The following is a 23357-nucleotide window of genomic DNA, read 5'->3' as shown; positions in this document are numbered from 1 at the left end:
CAACGCGAAGGAAAACTTGCTCGCGATCATGGCCAGTTTCAACATCCGTTCCCGGTTGCCCTGGCCTTCGCTTTTCATGATCTGCGGGTTGAGGGCCTGCATGAGCGTCACGGAAAAGAAGCTCAGCTGGGCGTTCACCTGGTTGGCGATCCCGTAGGCCGCGTTCACGATCGTCCCGAAAAAGACGTTCAGGATCATGGCGATGCCCTGGTTCCGCGTTACCACGCTCACCGCACCGAACATGTTCCACCCGCCGTAGGAAAACATTTCCTTCAGCAGGGCTTTGTCTTTATACCGCCCGATCTTAATGCGGCTTTCCGGGTATTTCACCGAGCAGTACACCCGTTTGAACAGCAGCAGCGCGATGGCCGAAGCCGCAGACAGGCCGGAGAAAAGGATGAGCCGGTCGGCAGATGTGCGCTGCAAAGCGAGCGCCACCGCCAGTTTCAGCAATGCCTCCGCGATGCCCGTAAGCGCCACCAACAACATGTTTTCCCGCGCGTTGATGGTGGCATCGTACGGCACGGAAATAATGGTGACGAACGCGCTGGCCACCATGAAATGATAAATGATCCTGGCGGCCGGCACACGGTCTGGCGGGATGTTGAGCACATGCCCGAACAGGAAATACCCCGCCACTTCGAACAACAGCACCAATCCGAGCCCCAGCAGCAGGTGCAGGAGAATGCTGGCGTTAAACACCTTCTTCAGTTTTTCCATATCCCCGCCTCCCAAATTGTAGGACATATACCGCTGGGTGGAAAGCGTCATGGCCATATTGAGAAAAGACAACATGGCGATCACCCCCGCGATGAGATTGAAAATCCCGTAATCGAGGGCGCCGAGTGCGCTCAGCACAAGCCGGGTGGAGTACAGGGAGATGAAGATGGTCACCAGCATTTTCCCGTACAGCAAACCCGTGTTCATCACTACCCTGTTCGCTGCCTGCATGCCTGTATTATTTTATCCGATCAGGTGTTCTAAATGTGCTACGTCTTTCTTCCGGAACAGCTCCACGTCGGCGGCCATCATTTCTTTCACGAGGGCCGGCAGGTCGTATTGCGGCTCCCAGCCCAGTTTGGTCTTGGCCTTTGTGGGGTCGCCGATGAGTAGCTCCACTTCCGTCGGCCGGAAATATTTCGGGTCTACCGCCACTACTTCCTTCCCGATCGGCAGAATGAATTCCTTGTTGCGGCAAGCCGTCACCACCGCCGTTTCGTTGACGCCGGTGCCGATGAAGGCCAGTTCGATGCCCACTTCGTCGAACGCCATGCGCACGAAATCGCGGACTGTCGTCGTAATGCCGGTGGCGATCACGAAATCTTCCGGGGTATCCTGCTGGAGGATGCGCCACATCGCCTCCACATAATCTTTGGCATGGCCCCAGTCGCGCTTGGCGTCGAGGTTACCGAGGAAGAGCTTGTCCTGCAGCCCCAGCACGATCGCAGCCGCGGCGCGGGTGATCTTGCGGGTAACGAAGGTTTCGCCGCGCAGGGGAGATTCGTGGTTGAAAAGAATGCCGTTGCAGGCGAACATCCCGTAGGCTTCGCGGTAATTGACCGTGATCCAGTAGGCGTACATTTTTGCAACGGCATATGGAGAACGTGGGTAAAAAGGCGTTGTTTCGCGTTGCGGCACTTCCTGCACGAGGCCGTACAGTTCGGAAGTGGAGGCCTGATACACGCGGGTTTTCTGCTCCAGTTTGAGGATGCGCAGGGCTTCCAGGATGCGGAGCGTCCCGATGCCGTCGGCATTGGCGGTGTATTCCGGTGTGTCGAAGCTCACGCGCACGTGGCTCATGGCCGCGAGGTTATAAATTTCGTCGGGCTGCGTTTCCTGGATGATGCGGATCAGGTTGGTGGAATCCGTCATATCGCCGTAATGCAGTTTGAAGCGAACGTTTTTTTCATGAGGGTCCTGGTACAGGTGATCGATCCTTTCTGTATTGATCAGCGATGCGCGGCGCTTGATGCCGTGCACCATATATCCTTTTTCCAGTAAAAGCTCGGCGAGGTATGCGCCGTCCTGGCCGTTAACGCCGGTAATCAATGCGACTTTCATATGGTTATCATTTTTTGAAGGGTGGGTTGAATGGTTCCGATGCCGTAATAAGTGATGCCGTTTTTATGCAGCTGCACGTCGTCGTAAATATTTCTTCCGTCGAAGAGCACCCGCGCCGAAATCCGTTGCCAGTCGGGCAGGCGGAATTCGTTCCATTCCGTTACCAGCGCCACGGCATCAGCGCCTTCTGCGGCATGGTAGAGGTCGGAGCACCAGATCACGTGGTCGCCGAGGGTTTTGCGGGCTTCCACCATGGCCACGGGGTCGAAGACCCGCACGCTCGCGCCGGCTTCCAGGAGGGAATCCACCAGCACCAGCGACGGGGCTTCGCGCATGTCGTCCGTGTTTGGTTTGAAGGAAAGGCCCCACAGGGCGATGGTCTTGTTTTTCAGCTGGCCGTCGAAGTGACGGAAAATCTTGTCGAACATGACTTTTTTCTGGTCGTCGTTCACGGCTTCCACAGCTTCGAGGATGCGGAGCCTGCGGTCGTATTCGAGACCTGTCCGGATGAGGGCTTTCACGTCTTTCGGAAAGCACGATCCTCCGTACCCGATGCCCGGATAAATAAACCGGTGACCGATGCGCGGGTCGCTGCCGATGCCTTTGCGGACTTTATTCACGTCTGCGCCTACCAGCTCGCACAGCCCGGCGATGTCGTTCATGAACGAAATCTTGGTGGCCAGCATGGCGTTGGCGGCGTATTTGGTCATTTCGGCGGAAGCCACGTCCATGAACAGGATCGGGTGGCCGTTCAGCAGGAATGGCGCGTACAGCGATTCGAGCACTTTGGCGGCGCGCTCGTTGTTGACGCCCACCACGATGCGGTCGGGCTTCATGAAATCGGCCACGGCGGCGCCTTCCTTGAGGAATTCAGGGTTGGATGCCACATCGTAATCCAGCTGTGCTCCCCGGGCCTGCAGGGCTTCCTTCACGGCGCGGTTTACTTTCACGGCGGTGCCCACCGGCACGGTGCTCTTCGTAACGATCACGAGGGGCCCGGTCATGTGGGTGCCGATCTCTTTCGCGACCTGGAGCACGTAGCGCAGGTCTGCGGAGCCGTCTTCCCCGGGAGGCGTTCCCACGGCAATAAACGCCACGGATGCGCCGGGAATACTGAATTCGAGGCTGGTGCTGAATTTCAGCCGGCCGTTCCTATGGTTGCGGACAACGATCTCTTCCAGTCCGGGTTCGTAAATGGGCAGGATCCCCTGTTCGAGCCGGCCGATCTTCGCCGCGTCTACGTCCACACACACTACTTCAGTGCCCACTTCGGCCAGGCAGGCGCCCGTCACCAATCCTACATATCCCGTTCCTACTACAACTACTTTCATGTCTTGCTATTTTTATTGATGCATGGCATTCATATGCTGAAACTGTTTCCGGAGAAAATCGCCGTACGCCTGCGCGATGCCGCTCCGGAGGTCTGTGCTGTGCCGCCATCCCAGGCCGTGCAGTTTCGACACGTCCATCAATTTGCGGGGCGTACCGTCTGGCTTGGTAGTGTCGAACACGATATCGCCTTCGAAGCAAACCACATCGCGGACGGTTTCCGCCAGTTCGCGGATGGTGAGGTCTTCGCCGGCGCCGATGTTCACCAGTTCGCGGCCGTCGTATTTTTCCATGAGGAACACGCAGGCTTCGGCGAGGTCGTCGGCGTAGAGGAACTCGCGCTTCGGCGTTCCCGTTCCCCAAACCGTTACCGTGGGCCGGCCCGCCTGTTTCGCTTCGTGGAACTTGCGGATGAGCGCCGGCAGCACATGCGAATTCTCGGGATGGTAATTATCGCCGATGCCGTAGAGGTTGGTGGGCATCACGCTGATGAAATTGCAACCGTACTGATCGCGGTAAGCCTCGCACAGCTTGATCCCTGTGATCTTGGCGATGGCGTAAGGCTCGTTGGTGGCTTCCAGCGGACCGGTCAGCAGGCTGTCTTCCGCGATGGGCTGGGGCGCCAGGCGCGGATAGATGCACGAGCTGCCGAGGAACATCAGTTTCGATACGCTGTTTTCATACGCCGAATGGATCACGTTGGCGGCGATCATCAGGTTGTCGTACAGAAATTCCGCGCGGTAGGTATTGTTGGCGTGGATGCCGCCTACCTTGGCCGCGGCGAGGAACACGTAATCGGGTTTCTCGGTCTCGAAAAAATCCTGCACCTGGTCTTGCCGGCGCAAATCCAGCTCGCCCGAAGTACGGGTGATGATGTTGCGGAAACCGTCTTTCTCGAGTTTCCTTTTGATGGCGCCGCCCACCATTCCACGGTGGCCGGCTATGTAAATTTTAGAATTGAGTTCCATGGAGGGTTTCGGGTTACAGCAGTTCCGGGCGGTTTTCGGCCACCCAGTTGTGCAATTGTTTAATGACTTGTCCTTTTCCTTTTTGCATGATGAGCAGGGCCCCGGGGGTGTCTACCACCACCATGTTATCCACGCCCACCAAAGCCACCAGCTTGTTTTTCCCGATCACGGTACTGTTTTGCGGATCGCTTTCGATGAAAACGGCCTGGTCGTTGGAATAGCGGAATTGCTCGGTGAGCGCCTGGGCAAGGGCTTCGTAGCTGCCTACGTCGCTCCATTCCATATCGCTGGGCACCACTTTCACGCGGTCGCTTTTTTCCATGACGGCGTAATCGATGCTGTCGGACGGAATGTCGATCATGGCATCGCGGGAAATGCTGCCGGTGCGCACCAGTTCCGCCGCCGCGCGCGATGCCGCGTGGTAAATGGCGGGTGAATGCTTTTGCAGTTCGTCGAGCATGACGGAAGCCCTGGCGCAGAAAATCCCGCTGTTCCAGAGGAAATCCCCGCTTTCGAGCATGGAAACGGCGGTGGCGGCATCGGGCTTTTCCACGAAACGCAGCACGTCATTTCCCTTGTGGTGTATATACCCGAAACCGGTTTCCGGGTAAGTGGGCTTCAATCCGAATGTGACGATATGATCTTCCTCCGCCAGGCGTTTCGCTTCGTTCAGCGCCGCTTCGTACCGGTCGGGCGTGCCGATGAGGTGGTCAGACGGGGTGATGAGCAAAACATCCCCGGGTGCAGAAACGAACGCCGCGATGGCGATGGCTGCGGCGGTATTGCGCCCCACCGGCTCGGCGATGCACCGGAGCGATGCGCCTTCGTCGAGCAGTTGATTGGCGATAAGCTCTGCCTGCGCCGCCCCGGCGATGGCCAGCACGCCTTTGCAGGCGGGCCGGTTGCGGAGGTAGGTCAGCTGCAGGAGGCTGCGGTCGTCGAAAAGGGGGAGCAGCTGCTTGGGGGTCTGCCGGTTCGAAAGCGGCCAGAGCCGCGTTCCGGAGCCGCCACACAGTATCACATGCTGCATGCCCGTATTGTCTGATTTATGCATAGATGTAATCGGCTTTGCGTACGTTAAGATCATGAGCAGGCACGGCCGCCACCAGGGCGTACCCCAGGCTGGAGAGCACCGCTCTTACCTTGTTCCTGCCCGATTCGGGCGTTCTGCCGCGGAAGTACAGCAGGGTGGAGGGTTTGGACGTTTCCGCCTCCACATTGCGCATGGGGATTTTTTCCAGCGCGGCCGACTGATGCTCGCGCATGAACCGGCGGATCATCTCGATGTCGGCATCGTGGATCAACGCCGGTTTTCCCAGCCAGTACACGAAATTGACGATCCCCTCGGTTTCGCGGACGATGTCCTGCATGCTTTCGGGGATGCGGACGAACACGTAAGACGGGAACAAGGGTTCTTCCGACATCTTTCGCCGGTCGTTCCATTGTTTCTCGACAACGTTCATAGGGCAGTAAGTTTCAAGGCGCTTACGGGTCAACAGATCAGCTACCTTTTTTTCCATTTTTGCCTTGGTATACACGGCATACCAGGCATGCAATTCCTGTTTCATAGTCTAGCATTTTTCGGTGAACGAATCGCAATCGGTTTTCATAGTGTGGAATTTATAAAGGCGGGAAGAAGCAAAGCTTCGCTCCTCATTCACATGATGAGCCGGGTTTCCAATAAAGGCTATCGTGTATGCGGCCGGGCCGCTATGGTTTCCTATTTGAACATATTCTTCAGTTTCTTGCTGGCGCCATGCTTCTGATCTTCCACATATCCATAGCCGTAACCGTACGTGTGGTTAGCCACACCACGCGGTTTCACGCCGTTGTACACCAGGCTGAGGCGCCCCATTTCACCGGTGCGGTACAGTTCGTCGATCTGTTTCAGGTACTGGCGGGGCGTTACCTGGTGGCGCATCACGTACAGGCAGGCGTCGGCCAGTGGGGCGAGCAGCCGCGCGTCGGTCACCAGGCCCACGGGCGCGGAGTCGATGATGATGTAATCGAACCGTTCGCGCAGCTCAGTGATCAGTTCTTCCAGCCGGCCGTTCAGGATCAGCTCCGTCGGGTTCGGCGGGATCACGCCCGCAGGGATGAGGAACAGATTCTCGTTATCCGGTATTTTGCGCACCAGGTCGTCTAGCTGCGCTTTGCCCACGAGGTAATTAGTGATGCCCGGTTCGCGGCTGATGCCCAGCATGTTGCTCAACATGGGCTTGCGGAGGTCGAATTCCATCAGCACTACCTTTTTGCGGAGGAGCGACAGGCTGGAGGCCAGGTTCAGCGACACGAAGGATTTACCTTCTCCGGAAATAGAAGACGTTACGAGCAGCGTTTTGTTATTGCCGTTGAGGCCGATGTAGGAGAGCGACGTCCGCAGGTTGCGGAATTGCTCTGCCACGAGGCTTCGGCGGCCGTCGGTGATCACGAGCGGTTCCTTGCTGTCGTCGTGCAACAGCTCGGCCACGATGGGCGCCGAAGTTTCTTTTTCTATTTCCAGGCGGGAAGTGATCTCGCGTTTCAGCATGTCTTTCAGGGTGATCCAGATGGCCACCACCGCAATGCCCCCCAGCACTGCGATGGCATAGACCATCATTTTGCGGGGACTTACCGGTATTCCGGCAGTTTCGGCCCCGTCCACGATCCGGCTGTCGGAAATAGCGGCGGCATAGGCCAGTGCCGTTTCTTCACGTTTCTGGAGGAGGAACGTGTAAATATTGTTCTTAATGGCTTGCTGGCGGCTTACTTCCAGCAACGCCCTTTCCTTACCGGGAACGCTGCGCAGCATGCTGGAGAAACGGTCGTTGGCGGAAAGGAGCTTCGCCTTGCCGGCTTCCAGGTTGGCGCGCTGGCTGTGGATGTTTTCGAGGATACCGGGTTTGAGCATGTCTGCCTGGCGGTTGAGGGCCGTCAGCGAGGGACTGTTCGCACCGGTGGTCTTTTTCAGCTTTTCCTTTTCCAGTTCCGTTTCATATAATTTATTGACGAGCTCCAGCAGCACGGGGTCGCTGAGGCCGAGGGTGGCCGGCACCATGTTCACGCCTTCCGTTTTGCCCGACACATATTTTTCGATGGATTCGAGGACGGACAGCTGCATATTGGCTTCGTTGAGCTTGGAGTCGTTTTCCTGCACGCTGCCGAGGAACATTTTGCTTTGTTCGCTGATATCGACGATGCCTTCGTTCGTTTTGAAGCGCGCCACTTCCTTTTCCACTTCACTCAGCTCACGCGTTACGATGCGGAGGCGCTCTTCCACGAAAGACATGGTGCTGGCGGCCATCCGGTTCTTGTCCTTCACGGCGGCTTCGTTATATACCCGGATGAGGTCGTTGACGATGGCTTCGCCGCGGGACGGCAGCACGTCGAGGTATTCCAGGTTGATGACCGTCGCCATTTTGGATACCGGCGTGATCTTCATTTTACCGAGGATCTGCTGGGTGAGGCCCCGCTCGCCGGTAAGTTTGAGGAAATACTGGCCTTCGGCGATGGGCGTTGCCACGTCGCGCATGCGGATCACCATCCTGCCCCAGGGCGTTCCGGCGGTATCGTTGATGGGATAGGGCTTGCTGTTCAGCAATACCATTTTCTTCTTATCGTCGTATCCCACGCTCACGAATTCCGACGGACCGTCCTGAATAGCCCATGGCTCCACGAAATGGAAGTTCACGGGCGACGATTCCCCGTATACCGAAACGTTCTTCAGCCGGCCTTTCGCGTACAGTTCCCCATACAGGTCGAGCTTCCGGATCACGTCGCGGATAAGGGTGCGGGAAGTGAGTATCTGGATTTCGTTCTCGATATTCTTTTTGGAGCCGAACAGGTCGAGCGAGCTCATGATGTTCGATTCGTTGAGGTCTTTGGCTTCGTCCTTCACGAGGAGGGATGCGGAAACTTTATAGACCGGGGTGGCGTATCGCAGGTAGGCCCATGCCCCTCCTGCCGCGATGAGTGCGGCCAGCACGAACAGCGGCCAGTAACTCAGGTAACGGAACCTGAGCATGGCCAGCAGGTCTGCCGAAGACTCTTGCTGCGGCTCCACGCGTTTATGGGCATTCGTCTGCTGCTTCATGGTTTTTCAATTCAATATGGTTATCAACTATGGTCTTTCAGCTTTGCGGTAATTCCGCATGGGTTTTCACGAACGGATGGTTTACTTGATCACGAGGCGGTCGAGGATGATGACGAGGAGGCTGAGGCTGGAGAGCACCACGGGCAGTATCTGCCGGGAGCGGTCGGCCTGGGCTATCTTCGACTTCGTCGGTTCCACGTAAACGATATCGTTGGGTTGCAAATAGTAGTAGGGCGATGAAAGGATGTTGGCGTCGTTGAGGTTGAGCCGTTTTACGGTGCGACTGCCTTCCTTGTCGCGGATGAGCATAACGTTTTCGCGTTTGCCGTAGACGGTGATGTCTCCCGCCATGCCGAGGGCTTCCATGATGGAGATCTTCTCGCTGGTGACGGTGATCACGGCGGGCTTGGCGACTTCGCCGAGCAGGGTTACGCGGAAATTGAGGAAGCGCACGCTCACGACGGGGTCTACCAGCAACTGCCGTTGTACGAAACGGTTGCGGATAGTATCTGCCAATGCGGTGGTGGTGATGCCTGCGGCGTGAATGGTGCCGAACACCGGGTAATGGATATTGCCGGCGCCGTCTACCAGGAACCCTGCTCCCGGCGCTGCGCCGGATGCGGCCGTAGCGCCACTGTTGGAGGCGTTGGGCACATTGTAAAGCATGGCTTCCTGCGGGTTCAGGCTGCTGACGGTGATCTGCAGAATGTCGTTCTGCTGTATCGCCGGTTCAAAATTTCCGGCGATGCGCTGCACCGCCGTATCGCTGTTCACATTATTGAAATACGTTGCGTTCTTGGTGCTGGCGCAGGATGCAAACAGCGCACAAGCCGCTGCCAGCAAGGTGTTCAATAAAGCATTCCGGTTCTTCAACTTTCGGGTCATATAGCACATTTGATATGGTCTGGGTTCACTGCTAAAGCACAGTTACAATATTAGAGCATACCGCGCGCCATAAATATTACTACATAGAGTATAAAACCGGGGATCAGCAGAAAGCGCACTACTCATAAAAGTAAGCGGCCTTTCCGCACAGATATTTCAAAAAAGATTATTCGACCAGATTTTGGAAATCAGCTCCGATTTCGAAGCTACGTTCAGCTTGGAATATATTTTTTTAAGATGTTGGTTTACCGTGTGAACGGTCACGTATAACCGCTCCGCCATCTCTTTATAGGAGTGCCCGTCTTTAAGCAGGCCCAGCAATTCGTACTCCCTTTTGGTGAGCCGGTCGCGGATGCTTTCGAGCGGATCTTTGGAAATGTGGGCGATGAGCAGATGAGCGGCTTTGGGTGAAAGGGTGCCGCCCTGCGTAACTGCGTCGAGGATGGAATGATAGATTTCCATGAGCCGGCTGGTCTTGATGATATACCCGCTGGCGCCGTGCATGATAGACTCTATCACGTACTGCTGGCCGTCGTGCCCGGAAAGCACGATGATCTTCGCGTCCGGGTAATGCTGTTTCAATTCTTCCATTCCCTCGATCCCCGAATCTCCCGGAAGGGAAATATCGAGCAAAATCGCTTTCACGTCAGGGTCCTTGTAAGGCAATGCCCTGAACTCTTCCATCGAACGGCAGGCGAAAACAACCTTACACTCCTGGAAATCTTCTAAGAACTCTTTATAGTTATTGAGTTGAAAATGGTTGTCTTCAATGATACCAATAGTTATCATATTACGGTTAACGTTGATATGGTTTTCGCAATAAAGATGCTGTTCGCACCTCGAACAATTAAATAGGATAGTATACTATCAAAGATAAGTCCAATTTTTAAAAATTTATCAGCGGATGTATTAATTTATTGATAGCTATTCAAAACGGAATGGGAATTGTTGTGCTATTATTTCAAGTAACAAATTAACAATAATCATATGCAACTAAAACGTATATAAGCTTTGCAGCAACGCATAGCATGAAATGTGTAAAGTTTGCGCGGATTATGCGATGTAAATTGACTATCTTTCTCGTGTGAAACCCGACCGGTAATTTCCGGGAAAAGAAAATTGAAGAACCGAATCGACGAAGAACCATATCGACAGAACTCAAGACATGAAGCCTAACCAATCCATCAGGGTAAGCCATATGCTGCGCGGCATTGAAGACCCTGTATTGATCATCAGCACAGACAAGCAGGTCGTACTCAATGCCAACGGAAAGGCCATCGAAGTATTAGCCAATGGCAAAGCCTCCCAGCTCAGGGGCCTTCCCCTTCAGCTCGCCTATGGCGGCGGGCGGCAGGATGCATTTCCGAAACCTTTGCCGTCGGCGTTTATGCTGCCGGTTTCACAAAACGGAGAAATCTCGCTGATCGATTTTCGCGTCAGCCCGTTAAAAATCGAAGGAAAAAAATACTGGCTGGCCATCGGCCGGAAAGTGGAACAGGAGGAAGAACTGCAAAAAAAATTGCAGCATCTCGAACAGGAAAAATCCTTGCAGCAGATGAAAGTTCAGTTCATGTCCATGACTTCTCACGAATTCAGAACGCCTCTCACGGCCATCTCTTCGGCGATGGACCTCCTTGAGACGCGCCTTCAGCTCGATGGACAACTGTCTTCCTTCCACCGCCTGCAACTCCGGAAAATGGCGGATGAAATTTTCCAGCTGAACGGCATGCTCGACGAAGTGCTGACCCTCAGCAAGATCGCAGGTAATAACTGGGAGGCGGATTTCAAGCCGGTTTCGCCGGAACAGATCATAGAAACACTACGTTATCAATACTTCTCGCAACGGAAAGACGACCGCTCGCTGCTAATCTCCATAGAAGGCGAGCCACGGCCCATTTTGGCTGACAAGGACCAGCTGGCCAAAGTCTTCACCAATCTCATCAGCAATGCCTTTAAATATTCCACCCAAAAGAATCCATCTGTAAAACTGCAGTACAAGAAGAAAAAGCTGGTCATCACTTTCCGCGATCACGGTATCGGGATCCCGGAAAGCGACCTTCCGTACCTGTTCACCTCGTTTTTCCGCGGCAGCAATGTGGACGGGATCGAGGGCACGGGGCTCGGTCTTTCAATTGTCAAAACTTTTGTGGAATCCAATCACGGCACGATTTCAGTTAGTAGCGGGGTGAATGAAGGGACCACCTTTACCCTGGTGTTCCAGGAGTTCGCCGACGCCATCTAAATCGATTTTGTGCCCGGTACAAAGCTGAACAGTAATGAACAACACCATCCTGCTCATTGAGGATAAGCCCAGCTTGTCCGACGCGCTGAAGTCGCTGCTCGAATTGCACCAGTACACGGTTGCTACGGCAACCAACGGAGAAGAAGGGATCCGCGCCGCCCGCAAACTGCGGCCCGACCTGGTGATCAGCGACATTTACATGCCCGTGCTCAACGGCCTCGATTTGCTCGACAATTTCCGTGACGACCCTGCATTGCAGGACATTCCCGTGGTGATGCTCACCGCGCGTTCGGAGATCGACGACATCCAGCAGGCCCTGGAGCGGGGCGCTGCGGGTTATGTCACCAAGCCTTTCCTGTTTAAAAATTTACACGCCGTTATCCAGGGTATCTTTGAAAAGCAGCTCTAGCGGCGGCCGGGAGCGAACAGCCATTCCAAGCCCAGCATGAAACCTGCGGTTTTGCTCATGTCTCCGCCATCGAGCCCCACGGCCCCCGTGAGGGTGAGGCCGGGCACCGGCGCGCTGTAGCGCACCTGCTGCAGGGCGTACCATTGGCTGAGCGGCGCTTTGATGGGCCCGGGATCGTAGGTCCCGAAATTCTTCGTATACGTCAACATCGTTTTTCCCTGCAACACGCTGCCGACGCGGTACAGCGCCCCCAGGTGGATGCCGCTGACGCGGTTATTGATGATGTTCCAGCCTTTGTTCCGGATCACGTTCCATTTCTCACTGTAATCGAACGGCTGGATGTTGTCGAAGTAATATTGTCCGCGGCTGCGGTTAGTAAAGAGCGGCGTACCGATGATGCGGTTCTCATATTCCCAGCCGGTAAGGTATACGCCGTTGTTGTAATAGCTTTCGCGGTACTGCTTCGGGTGCCAGTCGTTCATTTTTTTGGTGGAAATCCATTCCAACGTAGCCTGCAGCAGCACGGCGCCTTCCCGTTTATCGCGGAAACTGAGGCCCATGAGGTGATCGGTATTTTTAAAATCGACGCCCTGGCCCGTTTCGAACGGGGTTTGATTGTAGGCGCGCAGCGCGAAGTTGTCGTTCTCCCATTCCAGTCCGCCTTCCAGTACCCCGCGATGGTCTCCCGGGCGGTTGGGACGTACCTGGTCGGTCAGCACCGTTCCGTCATCTCCTTCCTTCACCAAAACTACGTCCATGTAATCTTTGAAACTGCTTTTGATCTTTGGAAGGTCTTTCCGGTTGCCTCCCCAGACGGCGTAATGCTGGATGCCGCCATAGGCTTTGAGTTTCTTTTTGCCGATCCGCAGGTAGAAATTCTTTTCGTGGAGAAAGGCGTAGGGGATGAACTGGTTGCGGCCCATCCACCCGTGACTGAATTGTCCTTTTACCTGCAGCCAGCCGTTGGTGAAGGGGACGGGGGCGTATTCCTTCAATCCGATGCTTATTTTGGGAATGGGGAGCGCGTTGCCGCTCACGCCCAGGGAGCCAGACGATAGCTCGGGATCTACCTCGCCGATGATTTCTTCGTACCGGCCCACCCGTAATTCCAGCTTTTTGAACGCGAATTTGACGAAGGCTTCTTCGAAGAAGTTCCGTCGGAAGTTGTTATTGTTATACAGGCTGAATCCGTATTGGAGGCGCCAGTTTTGTTCCGGGCCGAAAGTATGCGCGTTGGTGGCGCGGATGTAGGTGGAAAGATCGGATTTGCGATCGGAGATGGTCCCGAACTTGTTGGCCGTGAGCCAGAGGGGCTGATAGTCCTTCGTGGCGATGGTGGCGCGTGTGCCCGTCCGCACTTCGAGCGAGTCGGCAAACTGCGCGTGGATGGCGGAAAAGGGCAGCAGTAAAGATATGGTAATTGCGATGCCTGCCGTTTTCATAATATATCGTATGACTTACCCGGCAAATTAGCATGGATCCGGGTTGAAATGGGTTACTTAAACCAGTATAATCATACGTCAACAGCGGTAAAAGGGTACTTATGGGAGGAATGGGGGTCGGAAGTGTTGGTCATTCCCGGTGGTGGCGGCTCTGCATCATGACCTACATCTTAATATTTATGCAGATTCGACAGGCAAGATTCCGCATAGTCGATTATTTGATCGTTCCGCAGTGCTTCCAGTTTTTGTTTGATGGCCGTGTAATCCATATCGAATGGAACTTCCAAAACAAAATACCCACCGGCTGTCCCTTCGCTTTCGCAGCCCATTTCCCGGAATATTTCCCGGATTTCCAATTCCCGGTCATTGTCGTGCAAGAGCTCGATCTGGATGGTCGAATTGCCGGATTCCTTTACGGTTTGGCGGTAGACCAGCCGTTCTTCCGCTTCGTCATACTCGGCAAAAACGATATCCCCGCAAGAAATCAAGGGGATGTAAAAAGGAATATTGTCGATTTGATAAAGTCCTGTTTCCTTTTCGATAATGATTGCCCACAAGGTTTCGACGACAAGGTCTTCAGGGTTGTCGCAGTTCACATGGAACAGGATTTTACATGATCGTTTTCTTGTGGCATGTTGAAATGCAGTAAATTGATTTGTACCGATTGTTGGATGCTATCGTTCCGCGCTTTCCCTGTCTGCAACTACCGGGATGCGCGTTCCGCTGGTGTTTTCGACAACCGCATTAACTCCCGAACTTCCTGGCTACCATATAATATAGCGGTGGCGCCCATTTCCGGAGATACCACAAAATCCTTTCTTCGCGGGCGATGATGACGTGTTTTCGCTTTCGGGAAATAGCGGTGATCATCTTATTTGCGCATACTTCGACCGGAATGCCCTTCTCCTGCGCAGCATCCATTTTCCCGTGGGGATCGCCGCTGCCACGAAGGGCGTTTAGCGAAAGGGAAGTCCTGACTCTGCCGGGGCTGATGATGGTAACGTGAAACCCCGGGATGGTGTGCTCCACTTGTAATGACTCGAAATAGCCCATCACCGCATGTTTGGCGGCGGCATAAGCTGTGCGGCGGGGAACGCCCATCAGTCCGGCCATGCTTCCTGTTACAACAACCTGCCCGCCGTTTGCGCTGAAATGTGGCAGGAGCGCCTGTGTGAGCAGGACGGGCGCAAAGAAGTCCAGCTCGAGGATCTGGCGAAGCACGGCTTCGGAGGTTTCTTCCGCGGAGGCGCGCTGGCCGATGCCTGCATTGTTTATTAATATGTCGACCCTGCCATAAATACTGATGGCTTGTTGGGCCAGGCCGGATATGCTGTTCTTAGTTGCCGGCGATATGGAAGCCAGGTTTTGATCCCTTGATGGGTTTGATCGTTCGTTTCCGATAAATTCATCCTTCTCTACCCGCGATTCATAAGCTGAGTTTTGATCGCTTGATGGGATGGATTGCTCGCCGCCGGTTAATTCATTTTTCACATTCCGCGGTTCATATGCTGAGTTTTGATCGCTTGATTGGCAGGATTGCTCATCGCCAGTCAATTCATTCTTCCCGAACCGCGATCCATAAGCTGAGTTTTGATCGCTTGACGGAATGGGTTGCTCATCGCCGGTAAATTTATTCTTCACGGCTCTCGATTCATCAGCTGAATTTTGATCGCCTGAAGGGTTTGATTGCTCATCGCCGGTTAAATCATTCCTCCCGACTGGCGATTCATCGACTGAGTTATCACTTGATGGGATGGATTGCTCTCCGCCGGTTAATTCATTCGTCACAGCCAGCGATCCGGAAGCCGGGCCTTGATAGCCGGATTGGCTGGATTGCTCGCCGCCGGCAAAGCCGGCACGCCCGGACTCGGGAACCGTGAATTTTCCCGTTGAAAGATCCGCCGGCAAAACAACCACCGATCCCACACAACGCGCCTTCACTCCAGCCAACGCCTCCACATTCCGTGACGTCAGGATCAACCGGGCACCCAATGCCGACAAACGGATCGCCAAAGCCTCACCGATCCCGGACGATGCGCCCGTAATCCAGATGACTTTTTCACTAAAACTGATCCTTTTTTCGCGCAAACCGGCCATGTGACGAAAGGTATACTTTTTTAAGAACGTTTTCCTACTTTGCTATCATGAAACGACTTTTTTGTATCATAACCGGCTGCCTCGGCTGGATCCACTCCGCTACAGCCCAAATAGAACCAACCGCCCTCCAGCAATGGCGCGATCGTAAATATTCCATGTTCATCCACTTCGGCGTTTACAGCAAACTGGGTGGCGTTTGGGAAAACAAACAGATCAGCCGCGGCCTCAGCGAACAAATCCGCGCACATGCCGCCGGATTGTATAACGACACCTACGAAAACGTGGCGCAGGAATTCAATCCCGCACAATGGAACCCCGATAGCATCGCTACCCTCGCAAAACGCGCGGGCATGAAATCTGTCGTGATCACATCCAAACACCACGACGGATTCGCACTATGGGATTGCGCCTACACAACGTTCGACATCATGGATGCCACGCCCTACAAGCACGATATCCTGAAAGAACTCTCCGAAGCCTGTCGCCGCCAGGGAATCGCTTTCGGGCTGTATTTCTCACTGATCGACTGGCACTTCCCGCCGGCGATGCCCATTTCCGGCAGCAACTCCGACTCCATCCCGCCCGCACACCATACTTACAACATGCAGCAGATCACGGAACTGCTGACCAAATACGGCCCCGTTTCCGAGCTCTGGTTCGACATGGGACAAATGACCCGCCCCCAAAGCGAGGAAATGCGCGCATTGGTGCATAAACTCCAACCCAACTGCATGATCGGCAGCCGCATCGGGAACAACCAGGGCGATTTCACCGTCATGGGCGACAACCAGGAACCCGATTACATCATCGGCGTGCCCTGGCAAAGCCCCGCCTCTTTCTTCCACGAAACCTGGGGATACCGTTCCTGGCAGGAACGCGGCGACATCAACGCCAAGATCCGGGAAAAACTGACGAGCCTGGTACGCGTGGCCTCCCGCGGAGGCAACTTCCTCCTCAACATCGGCCCCAAAGGCGACGGCACCGTCGTGGATTTCGAACGGGACGCCCTGCTCGCCATCGGCCAATGGCTCAACACAAACAGCGAAGCGATCTACGGCACCCAGCCCGACCCTTTCCATGTTCCTTTCGACTGGGGCAGCATCACCAGCCGTAAAAACAAGCTTTACCTCCACCTCATGGACCGCCCCGCCAACAACACCATCGTACTGCCCGGCCTGAAAGGCAAGGTAAGCGCAGCGCGTGTCATCGGCGGCCCTGCCAAAGTGAAAACGTCCGAAGGAAAAGACGGTCTTCACATCCAGCTGCCAGAAACCCTCGACATGAGCGGGCTTTTCCAGGTGGTGGAACTCACCTTCACCAACGGCTACACCGTTCCCCCGGCCAATATCCGCCCGTTGACCGCCGGCCTGGCGCTTGACAATTCCAACGCCTTCCCCTATTTCAGCAACGCCACTATCGATTATAACACCAGTTTCACCAGCACGATCCGTAACGCCTGGGCCCTGGAACCCCAGCGCAGCGGCTCTTTCCGCCCCACTTTGACCTACACCGAAGAGGAAAAAGGCCGCACCATCGATCTCGAACTGGGCACCAAAACCACTCCCGTTCTCCTGGATGGCGGAAAAGCGGAACAACTGAATAACGATATCGCCAGCCTGCAAACCGGCCCCATCCACATCCTGGGCCCCTTGTATTCCGGCCCCGGCGGCACACATGGCTCCCTCGCGCAGGTAGACCTTTCCAAACCCTGGCCCCGCCAAGACGGGAAAAGCTGGGTAGCCCATCCCGAATGGAAAAACGGCACCCAATACGCCATCGATGCGAAAAGGCCCGCCGGCGCCATGACCGCACACTATCTCCTCCAGGAAATAACCGCCCCCGCCGCCCAAAACGTACTCGTAAAGCTCACGAGCGGCGATGGCATTATAGTATTCCTGAATGGCAGGCAGCTCCTCATCCAGAATAATCCCTTCCGCAAGGATAAACTGGACCATTACGTACTACTACCATTGCAAGCCGGGAAAAACCAGCTTACAGTTAAACTGTTCAACTATTTCCTCAACGCCGTTCCCTTTAACATCGACTTCAACGTTCCCCAGGCCATATATCACCTGGAACTGCCGGAGATCCGCATGCAGAAGGGGACTTACTTCCCGGTAAGCTGGCAATTGCACAACCCGTCCACACCGCACGATGAGATGGGATTGCCCAATCTGAAACTGACGTTCGAATAGTGCGTTTACATCGCTTTAGAATAATCAGGCCGGTATCTATTGACGCCGGCCTTTTTTTATGTGTGCCGGTCCATCCTCACCGGAAGGAATTTTTTGAACGATCATGGCTGCAATGTATCTGAAAAAAGGCCACGAAAATTACATGGCAGGGCGCCATGTATGGAAGAAGGTCTATAAACCTGTTCGGGTTAAAATGAACAAAATGAACAGGAAAATGGAGGGAAATATCACCAGCTCAGCCAGCTTTTTTCCATGCCGATGTAGATACCATCGGCGCGGCACTCAATAGGGTAAGTGCGAAGGTAAAAACCCTCGCCACTGGAATTATATCCGTTCCGCAACGCAAATTTGTAACGGTGCAGGGGGCACACCACATTCCCACGGTCGTCCAGAAAACCGTCGGACATCAGGCCCCCCGCATGCGGACATTTATACGCAAAAGCATACAACTCGCCACCCTGCCGCGCCACACATATCTTCTTCCCGTTCACTTCCTGAACTGTAATACGCGATTCCTCCGCCACGGGATCATCTGCGCCCGTCAGCCGGTACCAGTTGTATTGCTTCGCCATTAATAGAAAAATTCGGATTTGTAAGGATACCGCTCCCGGTACAACTGCATCACTTTCTCCATGATCGTTGTCCGCAGCTCCTCGATGTTCCGCCGCTCCGTCGCCGAAACGAACACGCAGTTCCCGTTCGTACGATGCTGCCAGCTTTCCTTTAACTGATTGAGGATGTCGGTTTTCACGTCTTCCGTCAACCACTCGTCGAAAGTCTGCTTCTCGTACAGGTCCATCTTGTTGAAAATGAGAATGGTCGGCTTGTCGAGCGATTTCAGCTCGGTCAGCGTACGGTTCACCACTTCGATCTGGTCTTCGTACTGCGCATGGCTGATATCCACCACATGCAGGAGGATATCGCTCTCGCGGACCTCATCCAGCGTGGATTTGAAGCTTTCCACCAAATGGTGCGGCAGCTTCCGGATGAAACCCACCGTATCACTGAGCAAAAAGGGCGTCTGCTCGAACACCACTTTGCGGGTGGTCGTATCCAGCGTGGCGAACAATTTATTCTCTGCGAACACCTCACTTTTGCTGAGCAGGTTCATGAGCGTGCTTTTCCCCACGTTCGTGTACCCCACCAGCGCCACCCGGATGAATTCTCCCCGGTCTTTCCGCTGGGTCAGCGATTGTTTGTCGATTTCGGCGAGGCGCTTGCGGAGGAGGGAAATCTTGTCTTTCACGATACGGCGGTCCGTTTCGATCTCCGTTTCACCGGGCCCCCTCATCCCGATACCCCCTTTCTGCCTTTCCAGGTGCGTCCACATACCGCGGAGGCGGGGCAGGATGTACTGGTATTGCGCCAGCTCCACCTGCACCTTGGCCTGGGCCGTGCGGGCGCGACGGGCAAATATGTCGAGGATCAGGTCGCTCCGGTCGATCACCTTCACCTTCAGTTCTTTTTGAATATTGGATATCTGGGAGCCGGTCAGCTCGTCGTCGAAGATCACCAGCTGGATGTCTTTCCCGGCCACGAACTGCCGTACTTCCTCCAGCTTGCCCTTCCCAATGAAGGTAGCCCTGTCGGGATGCGGCAGCCGCTGGGTGAAGCGCTTCACCGCGGTGGCGCCCGCCGTTTCGGCCAGAAATGCCAGCTCGTCCAGGTACTCCTGCACCTGGGGCTCCGTTTGTTCCTTATGGATCAGTCCAATCAGCACGGCCCGTTCGTCCGCGGCTACTGCCTGTGTTTTTTCAATCAATGTGCTTACGAAATTTGTGCAAAGTTAATGAATTAGCCCGGCGTCCGGCATGAGGCCAAATTTTCCTACATTTATGCCTCACCACAACAAAATCTGATCCAATGCGTAAAACATTCCTGTTAGCAGGTATTTTATTCATTCAACACAGCATGGCACAGCAAACAATGACCCCCGAGCTCCTCTGGAAACTCGGAAGGGTAGGCGGAGAAACGGTGCTGGAAGACGGGACCGTCGTTTTCGGCGTTTCCCGGTTCAGCCTGGAAGACAATAAAAGCGAACGCAACCTGTATTCCATCGCCCTCACCGGCGGCGCTCCCAAACAGCTGACCACCGCCCCCGGCGGCGAATCGTTCGTGAAATCGCTCCCCGGCGGCAAAATCCTCTATAGCTACAAAGGCCAGCTCTGGGAAATGGACAAAGACGGCACCAATCCCGTCCAGAAAACAAAGGTAGACGGCGGCCTGCAGAACATCCGCATTTCGCCCGACGGCAAGCATATCCTCTTCTCCAAAGAAGTGGAAATGGAAAAAGTACTGGCGAAAGACAAATACGCCGATCTTCCCAAAGCCAACGCCCACATCTACACCAACCTGAACTACCGCCACTGGGACACCTGGGAAGACGGCAAGTTCAACCACGTTTTCTTCGCCACCTTCGACGCCGCTTCAGGAGAAGTTGGCACACCGACAGACATTATGGCGGGGGAAGCGTTCGACTGTCCGCAGATGCCTTTCGGCGGCGCGGAAGACTTTATCTGGAGCCCGGACGGGTCGCAGATCATCTACGTTTGCAAGAAAAAGCACGGTAAAGACTACGCCGTAAGCACCAATACCGACATCTACCGCTATACGCTGGCTACCCAAAAAACCGAAAACCTTTCCGAAGGCATGAACGGGTACGACGTGGCACCGCAGTTCAGCCCCAACGGCAAGCAGCTCCTCTGGCAAAGCATGGCCAGCGACGGGTTTGAGGCCGACAAAAACGACGTGATCGTGCTGGATATCGCTTCCGGCAAAAAAAATAACCTTACCGCCAGGTGGGACGGCACCGTTGCCTCGGCCCGGTTTGCGGCAGACGGGAAAACCGTTCAGTTCCTGGCCGCCACCAAAGGCACGGAGCAGCTTTTCATCGTTCCTGTAACGGGCGGCGAAGTGAAACAGCTCACCAAAGGGCAATATGATATCAACGGGTTCGTAGGCCAGCACGGGCAAACGCTGGTAGTGACGAGAACGGATATGAACCATGCCGCCGAGCTGTTCACCGTTAACCTGAAAGACGGTGCCGTGGCGCCGCTGACCCAGGTGAACAACGATATTTACGGTGATCTGAAGATGAGCAAGGTGTCTGAACGCTGGATCAAAACCACCGACGGCAAGGATATGCTCGCCTGGGTGATTTACCCGCCCGATTTCGACCCGAACAAAAAATATCCCACGCTGCTGTACTGCCAGGGCGGCCCGCAAAGCGCGCTGAGCCAATTTTATTCCTTCCGCTGGAACTTCCAGCTGATGGCGGCGCAGGGCTACATCGTCATCGCACCGAACCGCCGCGGGATGCCCGGGCACGGTGTGAAATGGAACGCTGAAATCAGCAAAGACTGGGGCGGCCAGCCCATCCGCGATTACCTGGCGGCCATCGACGACCTCGCCAAGGAGCCGTATGTGGACAAGGCGCGCCTCGGCGCGGTGGGGGCCAGCTACGGCGGATATTCCGTGTTCATGCTGGCAGGCGTTCATGAAAAAAGGTTCAAAACTTTCATCGCGCACGACGGGCTGTTCGACCTCCGCAGCTGGTACGGTACCACCGAAGAGCTGTGGTTCGCCAACTGGGACATCGGCGCGTATTTCGACAAAGCCAACGCCAAATCGTACGAGCAGTTCAATCCCAGCAACCTCGTGAACAAGTGGGATACGCCCATCATGATCGTGCAGGGCGGCATCGACTTCCGCGTGGGCATCGAACAGGGGCTGCAGGCCTTCCAGGCGGCGCAACTCAATGGCATCAAGAGCAAGCTCGTCTATTTCCCGGAAGAGAACCACTGGGTGCTGGGCGCACAGAACGCCATCACCTGGCAGCGTGAATTCTTCAGCTGGCTGAAAGAAACTTTATAGGGATTTTCATACTTCGACAGCGGCCCCCGTGGCCGCTGTCTTCTTTATCGCAAAAAACCATTCCATGTTCAACTCCTTACTGTACGAGGTCCACCAAAACATCGCCACCATTACCCTCAATCGCCCGGACGTTTACAATGCCTTCAACGACGAGCTCAGTTACGAATTACAGGACGCCCTGAAGCAGGCAGACAAAGACGCTGCCGTGCGCGCCGTGGTGCTAACGGGCGCCGGGAAGGCATTTTGCAGCGGACAAGACCTGAAAGCCGCCATGGGGGTAGATGGGAAACCCCGAAACCTGGGGGATTCCCTGCATAAGCGGTACAACCCCATCATCCGCGCTATCCGGAACATGCCCAAGCCGGTAATTTGCCGGCTGAACGGCGTGGCGGCCGGAGCGGGATGCTCGCTGGCGCTGGCTTGCGACGTGATCATCGCGTCTGACCAGGCCTCGCTGATAGAAATTTTCATCAACATCGCGCTGGTGCTGGATTCCGGCTCTTCATACTTTTTACCGCGGGCCGTGGGGTACCATCGCGCGTTTGAGCTGGCTACCAAAGCCACGAAGCTCAGTGCGACGGAAGCGAAGGAAATGGGCCTCCTCAACAAAGTGGTACCGCTCGCCGACCTGGACGGGGCCGTGGCGCTGGAGGCCGAGTTCTACGCCAATGCGCCCACGAAAGCCATCGGCCTCATGAAAAAAATGCTGACCAAAGGCATGACCGAAAACCTGGACGCAGTGCTGGAATACGAGGCCTACTGCCAGGAGATCGCAGGGAACACCACCGATAACAAGGAAGGTGTCACGGCTTTCCTGGAGAAACGGAAACCGGTTTTTACGGGGAAATAGAGCGAGGCATACTTTCTTAGATAGATCGCAGGGAACACCACAGATAACAAAGAAGGGGTGACGGCTTTCCTGGAGAAACGGAAACCGGTATTTACGGGGAAATAAACGCCTGAACGATGACTTAACCGGAACACGGAAGGTTCCACAGGATAAGTTTTTGAGATAATGCTAATGTCTGCGGACGAAAAAAGGGCCCCTCAGCTGAGGGGCCCTTTTCAAATATGATGGTTCCTTCGGATCAGAGGCCGGTGAGGGCGATACCGATGGAATACGGCCTGATGTCCAGGTTGGTGTTGTCTTTGAACAGCGGGTTAAAGTTCATGGTGCCGAACAGGGCGATGTTACCGTAACCGATACGCGCCGTGCCCGCGAAACGCCAGGGGTTGAAGAACCGCTTGTTTTGCTCCTTGATGATATTCTTGTCGCCGCCGAGCGTGTTCTTGCCCTTCGTATGCGCATTTACCAGCATGCCCACTTTCGCGCCGATAGAGGCTTTGAAGCCTTTGTTGGCGTTATCGGAATACTGGCGATAGCGGAATTCCAGGGGAACTTCCAGGTAGTTGGTGGCTACTTTGTATTTTTTATACTTGTCGGAGCTGGTGAAGCGCACAGCATTGGAGTTGCCGTTGCTCATATCGATCACCTGCTTGTCCAGGAACACGCTGCTCGAAGAAATGCCAAGACCGGCCGCAACGCTGAAATGCTCCTTCGCGATGGGAATATCGTACATGAAAGCAATACTGAAACCGCGGGACAATCCCTTCGTTTTCACACTATCCGGCGCGGATGCCCAGCCGTCATACGAAAATCCGATCACCAGGAAGTCCCTGCTCTGCCGAACCTTGCTCATGGCAGCACCGGCCACTTTATCCTGCGCAAACGTGGTTGCGGATATGCCGAGAATACCCAGCGACAAAAGTAATTTTTTCATAAT

General features: G+C 54.9%; 19 protein-coding genes. 5 read left to right on the top strand and 14 right to left on the bottom strand.

Annotated features, from left to right (window positions below; all coding sequences use genetic code 11):
• Positions 1-963: 963 nt before the first annotated feature.
• The 8 genes from gmd to WJU22_RS05605 all read right to left on the bottom strand — a co-directional run bounded on the left by gmd (position 964) and on the right by WJU22_RS05605 (position 10104).
• On the bottom strand, positions 964-2061 hold the full coding sequence (gmd, locus tag WJU22_RS05640; protein WP_341842283.1) for a GDP-mannose 4,6-dehydratase: 1098 nt from the start codon (positions 2059-2061) through the stop codon (positions 964-966).
• Complete coding sequence (locus tag WJU22_RS05635) at positions 2058-3392, bottom strand: UDP-glucose/GDP-mannose dehydrogenase family protein (RefSeq protein WP_341842282.1); 1335 nt, start codon at positions 3390-3392, stop codon at positions 2058-2060. The genes gmd and WJU22_RS05635 overlap by 4 nt, the downstream gene beginning before the upstream one ends.
• A gap of 12 nt (positions 3393-3404) precedes the next feature.
• On the bottom strand, positions 3405-4358 hold the full coding sequence (gene fcl, locus WJU22_RS05630; protein WP_341842281.1) for a GDP-L-fucose synthase: 954 nt from the start codon (positions 4356-4358) through the stop codon (positions 3405-3407).
• Positions 4359-4371: 13 nt separating this feature from the next.
• Positions 4372-5412, bottom strand: coding sequence for a mannose-1-phosphate guanylyltransferase (locus WJU22_RS05625; RefSeq protein WP_341842280.1), 1041 nt, complete (start codon positions 5410-5412; stop codon positions 4372-4374).
• Entirely contained in the window at positions 5405-5878 is a 474-nt protein-coding gene (locus WJU22_RS05620) for a transcription termination/antitermination NusG family protein (RefSeq protein WP_341843756.1), read from the bottom strand. Before WJU22_RS05620 ends, WJU22_RS05625 begins: the two co-directional genes overlap by 8 nt.
• 200 nt (positions 5879-6078) lie before the next feature.
• Positions 6079-8430, bottom strand: a complete 2352-nt coding sequence (locus tag WJU22_RS05615; RefSeq protein WP_341842279.1) for a GumC family protein — start codon at positions 8428-8430, stop codon at positions 6079-6081.
• An 81-nt stretch (positions 8431-8511) separates the two neighbouring features.
• A complete protein-coding gene (locus WJU22_RS05610; RefSeq protein WP_341842278.1) occupies positions 8512-9315 on the bottom strand; it encodes a polysaccharide biosynthesis/export family protein in 804 nt (267 codons plus the stop codon).
• A gap of 156 nt (positions 9316-9471) precedes the next feature.
• Positions 9472-10104: a response regulator transcription factor gene (locus WJU22_RS05605; protein WP_126245941.1), complete on the bottom strand. Its 633-nt coding sequence runs from the start codon at positions 10102-10104 to the stop codon at positions 9472-9474.
• Positions 10105-10480: 376 nt separating this feature from the next.
• On the opposite strand from WJU22_RS05605, the gene WJU22_RS05600 reads away from it, so the two are divergent.
• Together WJU22_RS05600 and WJU22_RS05595 are read left to right on the top strand one after the other, a co-directional pair.
• A complete protein-coding gene (locus WJU22_RS05600) occupies positions 10481-11557 on the top strand; it encodes a HAMP domain-containing sensor histidine kinase (RefSeq protein WP_341842277.1) in 1077 nt (358 codons plus the stop codon).
• Positions 11558-11591: 34 nt separating this feature from the next.
• Entirely contained in the window at positions 11592-11966 is a 375-nt protein-coding gene (locus WJU22_RS05595; RefSeq protein ID WP_341842276.1) for a response regulator, read from the top strand.
• On the opposite strand, the gene WJU22_RS05590 is transcribed toward WJU22_RS05595, so the two are convergent.
• The 3 genes from WJU22_RS05590 to WJU22_RS05580 all read right to left on the bottom strand — a co-directional run bounded on the left by WJU22_RS05590 (position 11963) and on the right by WJU22_RS05580 (position 15505).
• A complete protein-coding gene (locus tag WJU22_RS05590) occupies positions 11963-13408 on the bottom strand; it encodes a capsule assembly Wzi family protein (RefSeq protein ID WP_341842275.1) in 1446 nt (481 codons plus the stop codon). The genes WJU22_RS05595 and WJU22_RS05590 overlap by 4 nt on opposite strands.
• 170 nt (positions 13409-13578) lie before the next feature.
• Entirely contained in the window at positions 13579-14004 is a 426-nt protein-coding gene (locus WJU22_RS05585) for a DUF4265 domain-containing protein (protein ID WP_341842274.1), read from the bottom strand.
• A gap of 148 nt (positions 14005-14152) precedes the next feature.
• Positions 14153-15505 (bottom strand): SDR family NAD(P)-dependent oxidoreductase, encoded by a 1353-nt coding sequence (locus WJU22_RS05580; protein ID WP_341842273.1) that lies wholly within the window; start codon positions 15503-15505, stop codon positions 14153-14155.
• A 47-nt stretch (positions 15506-15552) separates the two neighbouring features.
• Between WJU22_RS05580 and WJU22_RS05575 the strand changes: the two genes are divergently transcribed.
• Positions 15553-17700 carry an alpha-L-fucosidase gene (locus WJU22_RS05575; protein WP_341842272.1) on the top strand — a complete coding sequence of 716 codons (2148 nt, stop codon included), beginning with the start codon at positions 15553-15555 and terminating at the stop codon, positions 17698-17700.
• 227 nt (positions 17701-17927) lie between these two features.
• Here WJU22_RS05575 and WJU22_RS05570 read toward each other — a convergent pair whose 3' ends face one another.
• Positions 17928-18272: a Rieske (2Fe-2S) protein gene (locus tag WJU22_RS05570; protein ID WP_341842271.1), complete on the bottom strand. Its 345-nt coding sequence runs from the start codon at positions 18270-18272 to the stop codon at positions 17928-17930.
• The gene (gene hflX, locus WJU22_RS05565) at positions 18272-19462 is read right to left on the bottom strand and encodes a GTPase HflX (protein WP_341842270.1); all 1191 of its coding nucleotides are present in this window, start codon (positions 19460-19462) and stop codon (positions 18272-18274) included. Before hflX ends, WJU22_RS05570 begins: the two co-directional genes overlap by 1 nt.
• A gap of 149 nt (positions 19463-19611) precedes the next feature.
• Here hflX and WJU22_RS05560 point away from each other — a divergent pair, with 149 nt between their 5' ends.
• Both WJU22_RS05560 and WJU22_RS05555 read left to right on the top strand, forming a co-directional pair.
• Positions 19612-21573, top strand: coding sequence for a S9 family peptidase (locus WJU22_RS05560; protein ID WP_341842269.1), 1962 nt, complete (start codon positions 19612-19614; stop codon positions 21571-21573).
• Between the two features lie 64 nt (positions 21574-21637).
• Positions 21638-22423: an enoyl-CoA hydratase-related protein gene (locus WJU22_RS05555; RefSeq protein WP_341842268.1), complete on the top strand. Its 786-nt coding sequence runs from the start codon at positions 21638-21640 to the stop codon at positions 22421-22423.
• 238 nt (positions 22424-22661) lie between these two features.
• On the opposite strand, the gene WJU22_RS05550 is transcribed toward WJU22_RS05555, so the two are convergent.
• A complete protein-coding gene (locus WJU22_RS05550; protein ID WP_341842267.1) occupies positions 22662-23354 on the bottom strand; it encodes a porin family protein in 693 nt (230 codons plus the stop codon).
• Between the last annotated feature and the right edge of the window lie 3 nt (positions 23355-23357).

This window comes from Chitinophaga caseinilytica, assembly GCF_038396765.1.
GTDB classification, from domain to species: Bacteria; Bacteroidota; Bacteroidia; order Chitinophagales; family Chitinophagaceae; genus Chitinophaga; species Chitinophaga caseinilytica.
Note: the sequence above shows the minus strand (reverse complement) of the source record. Positions and strands in the feature narration are given on the sequence as shown.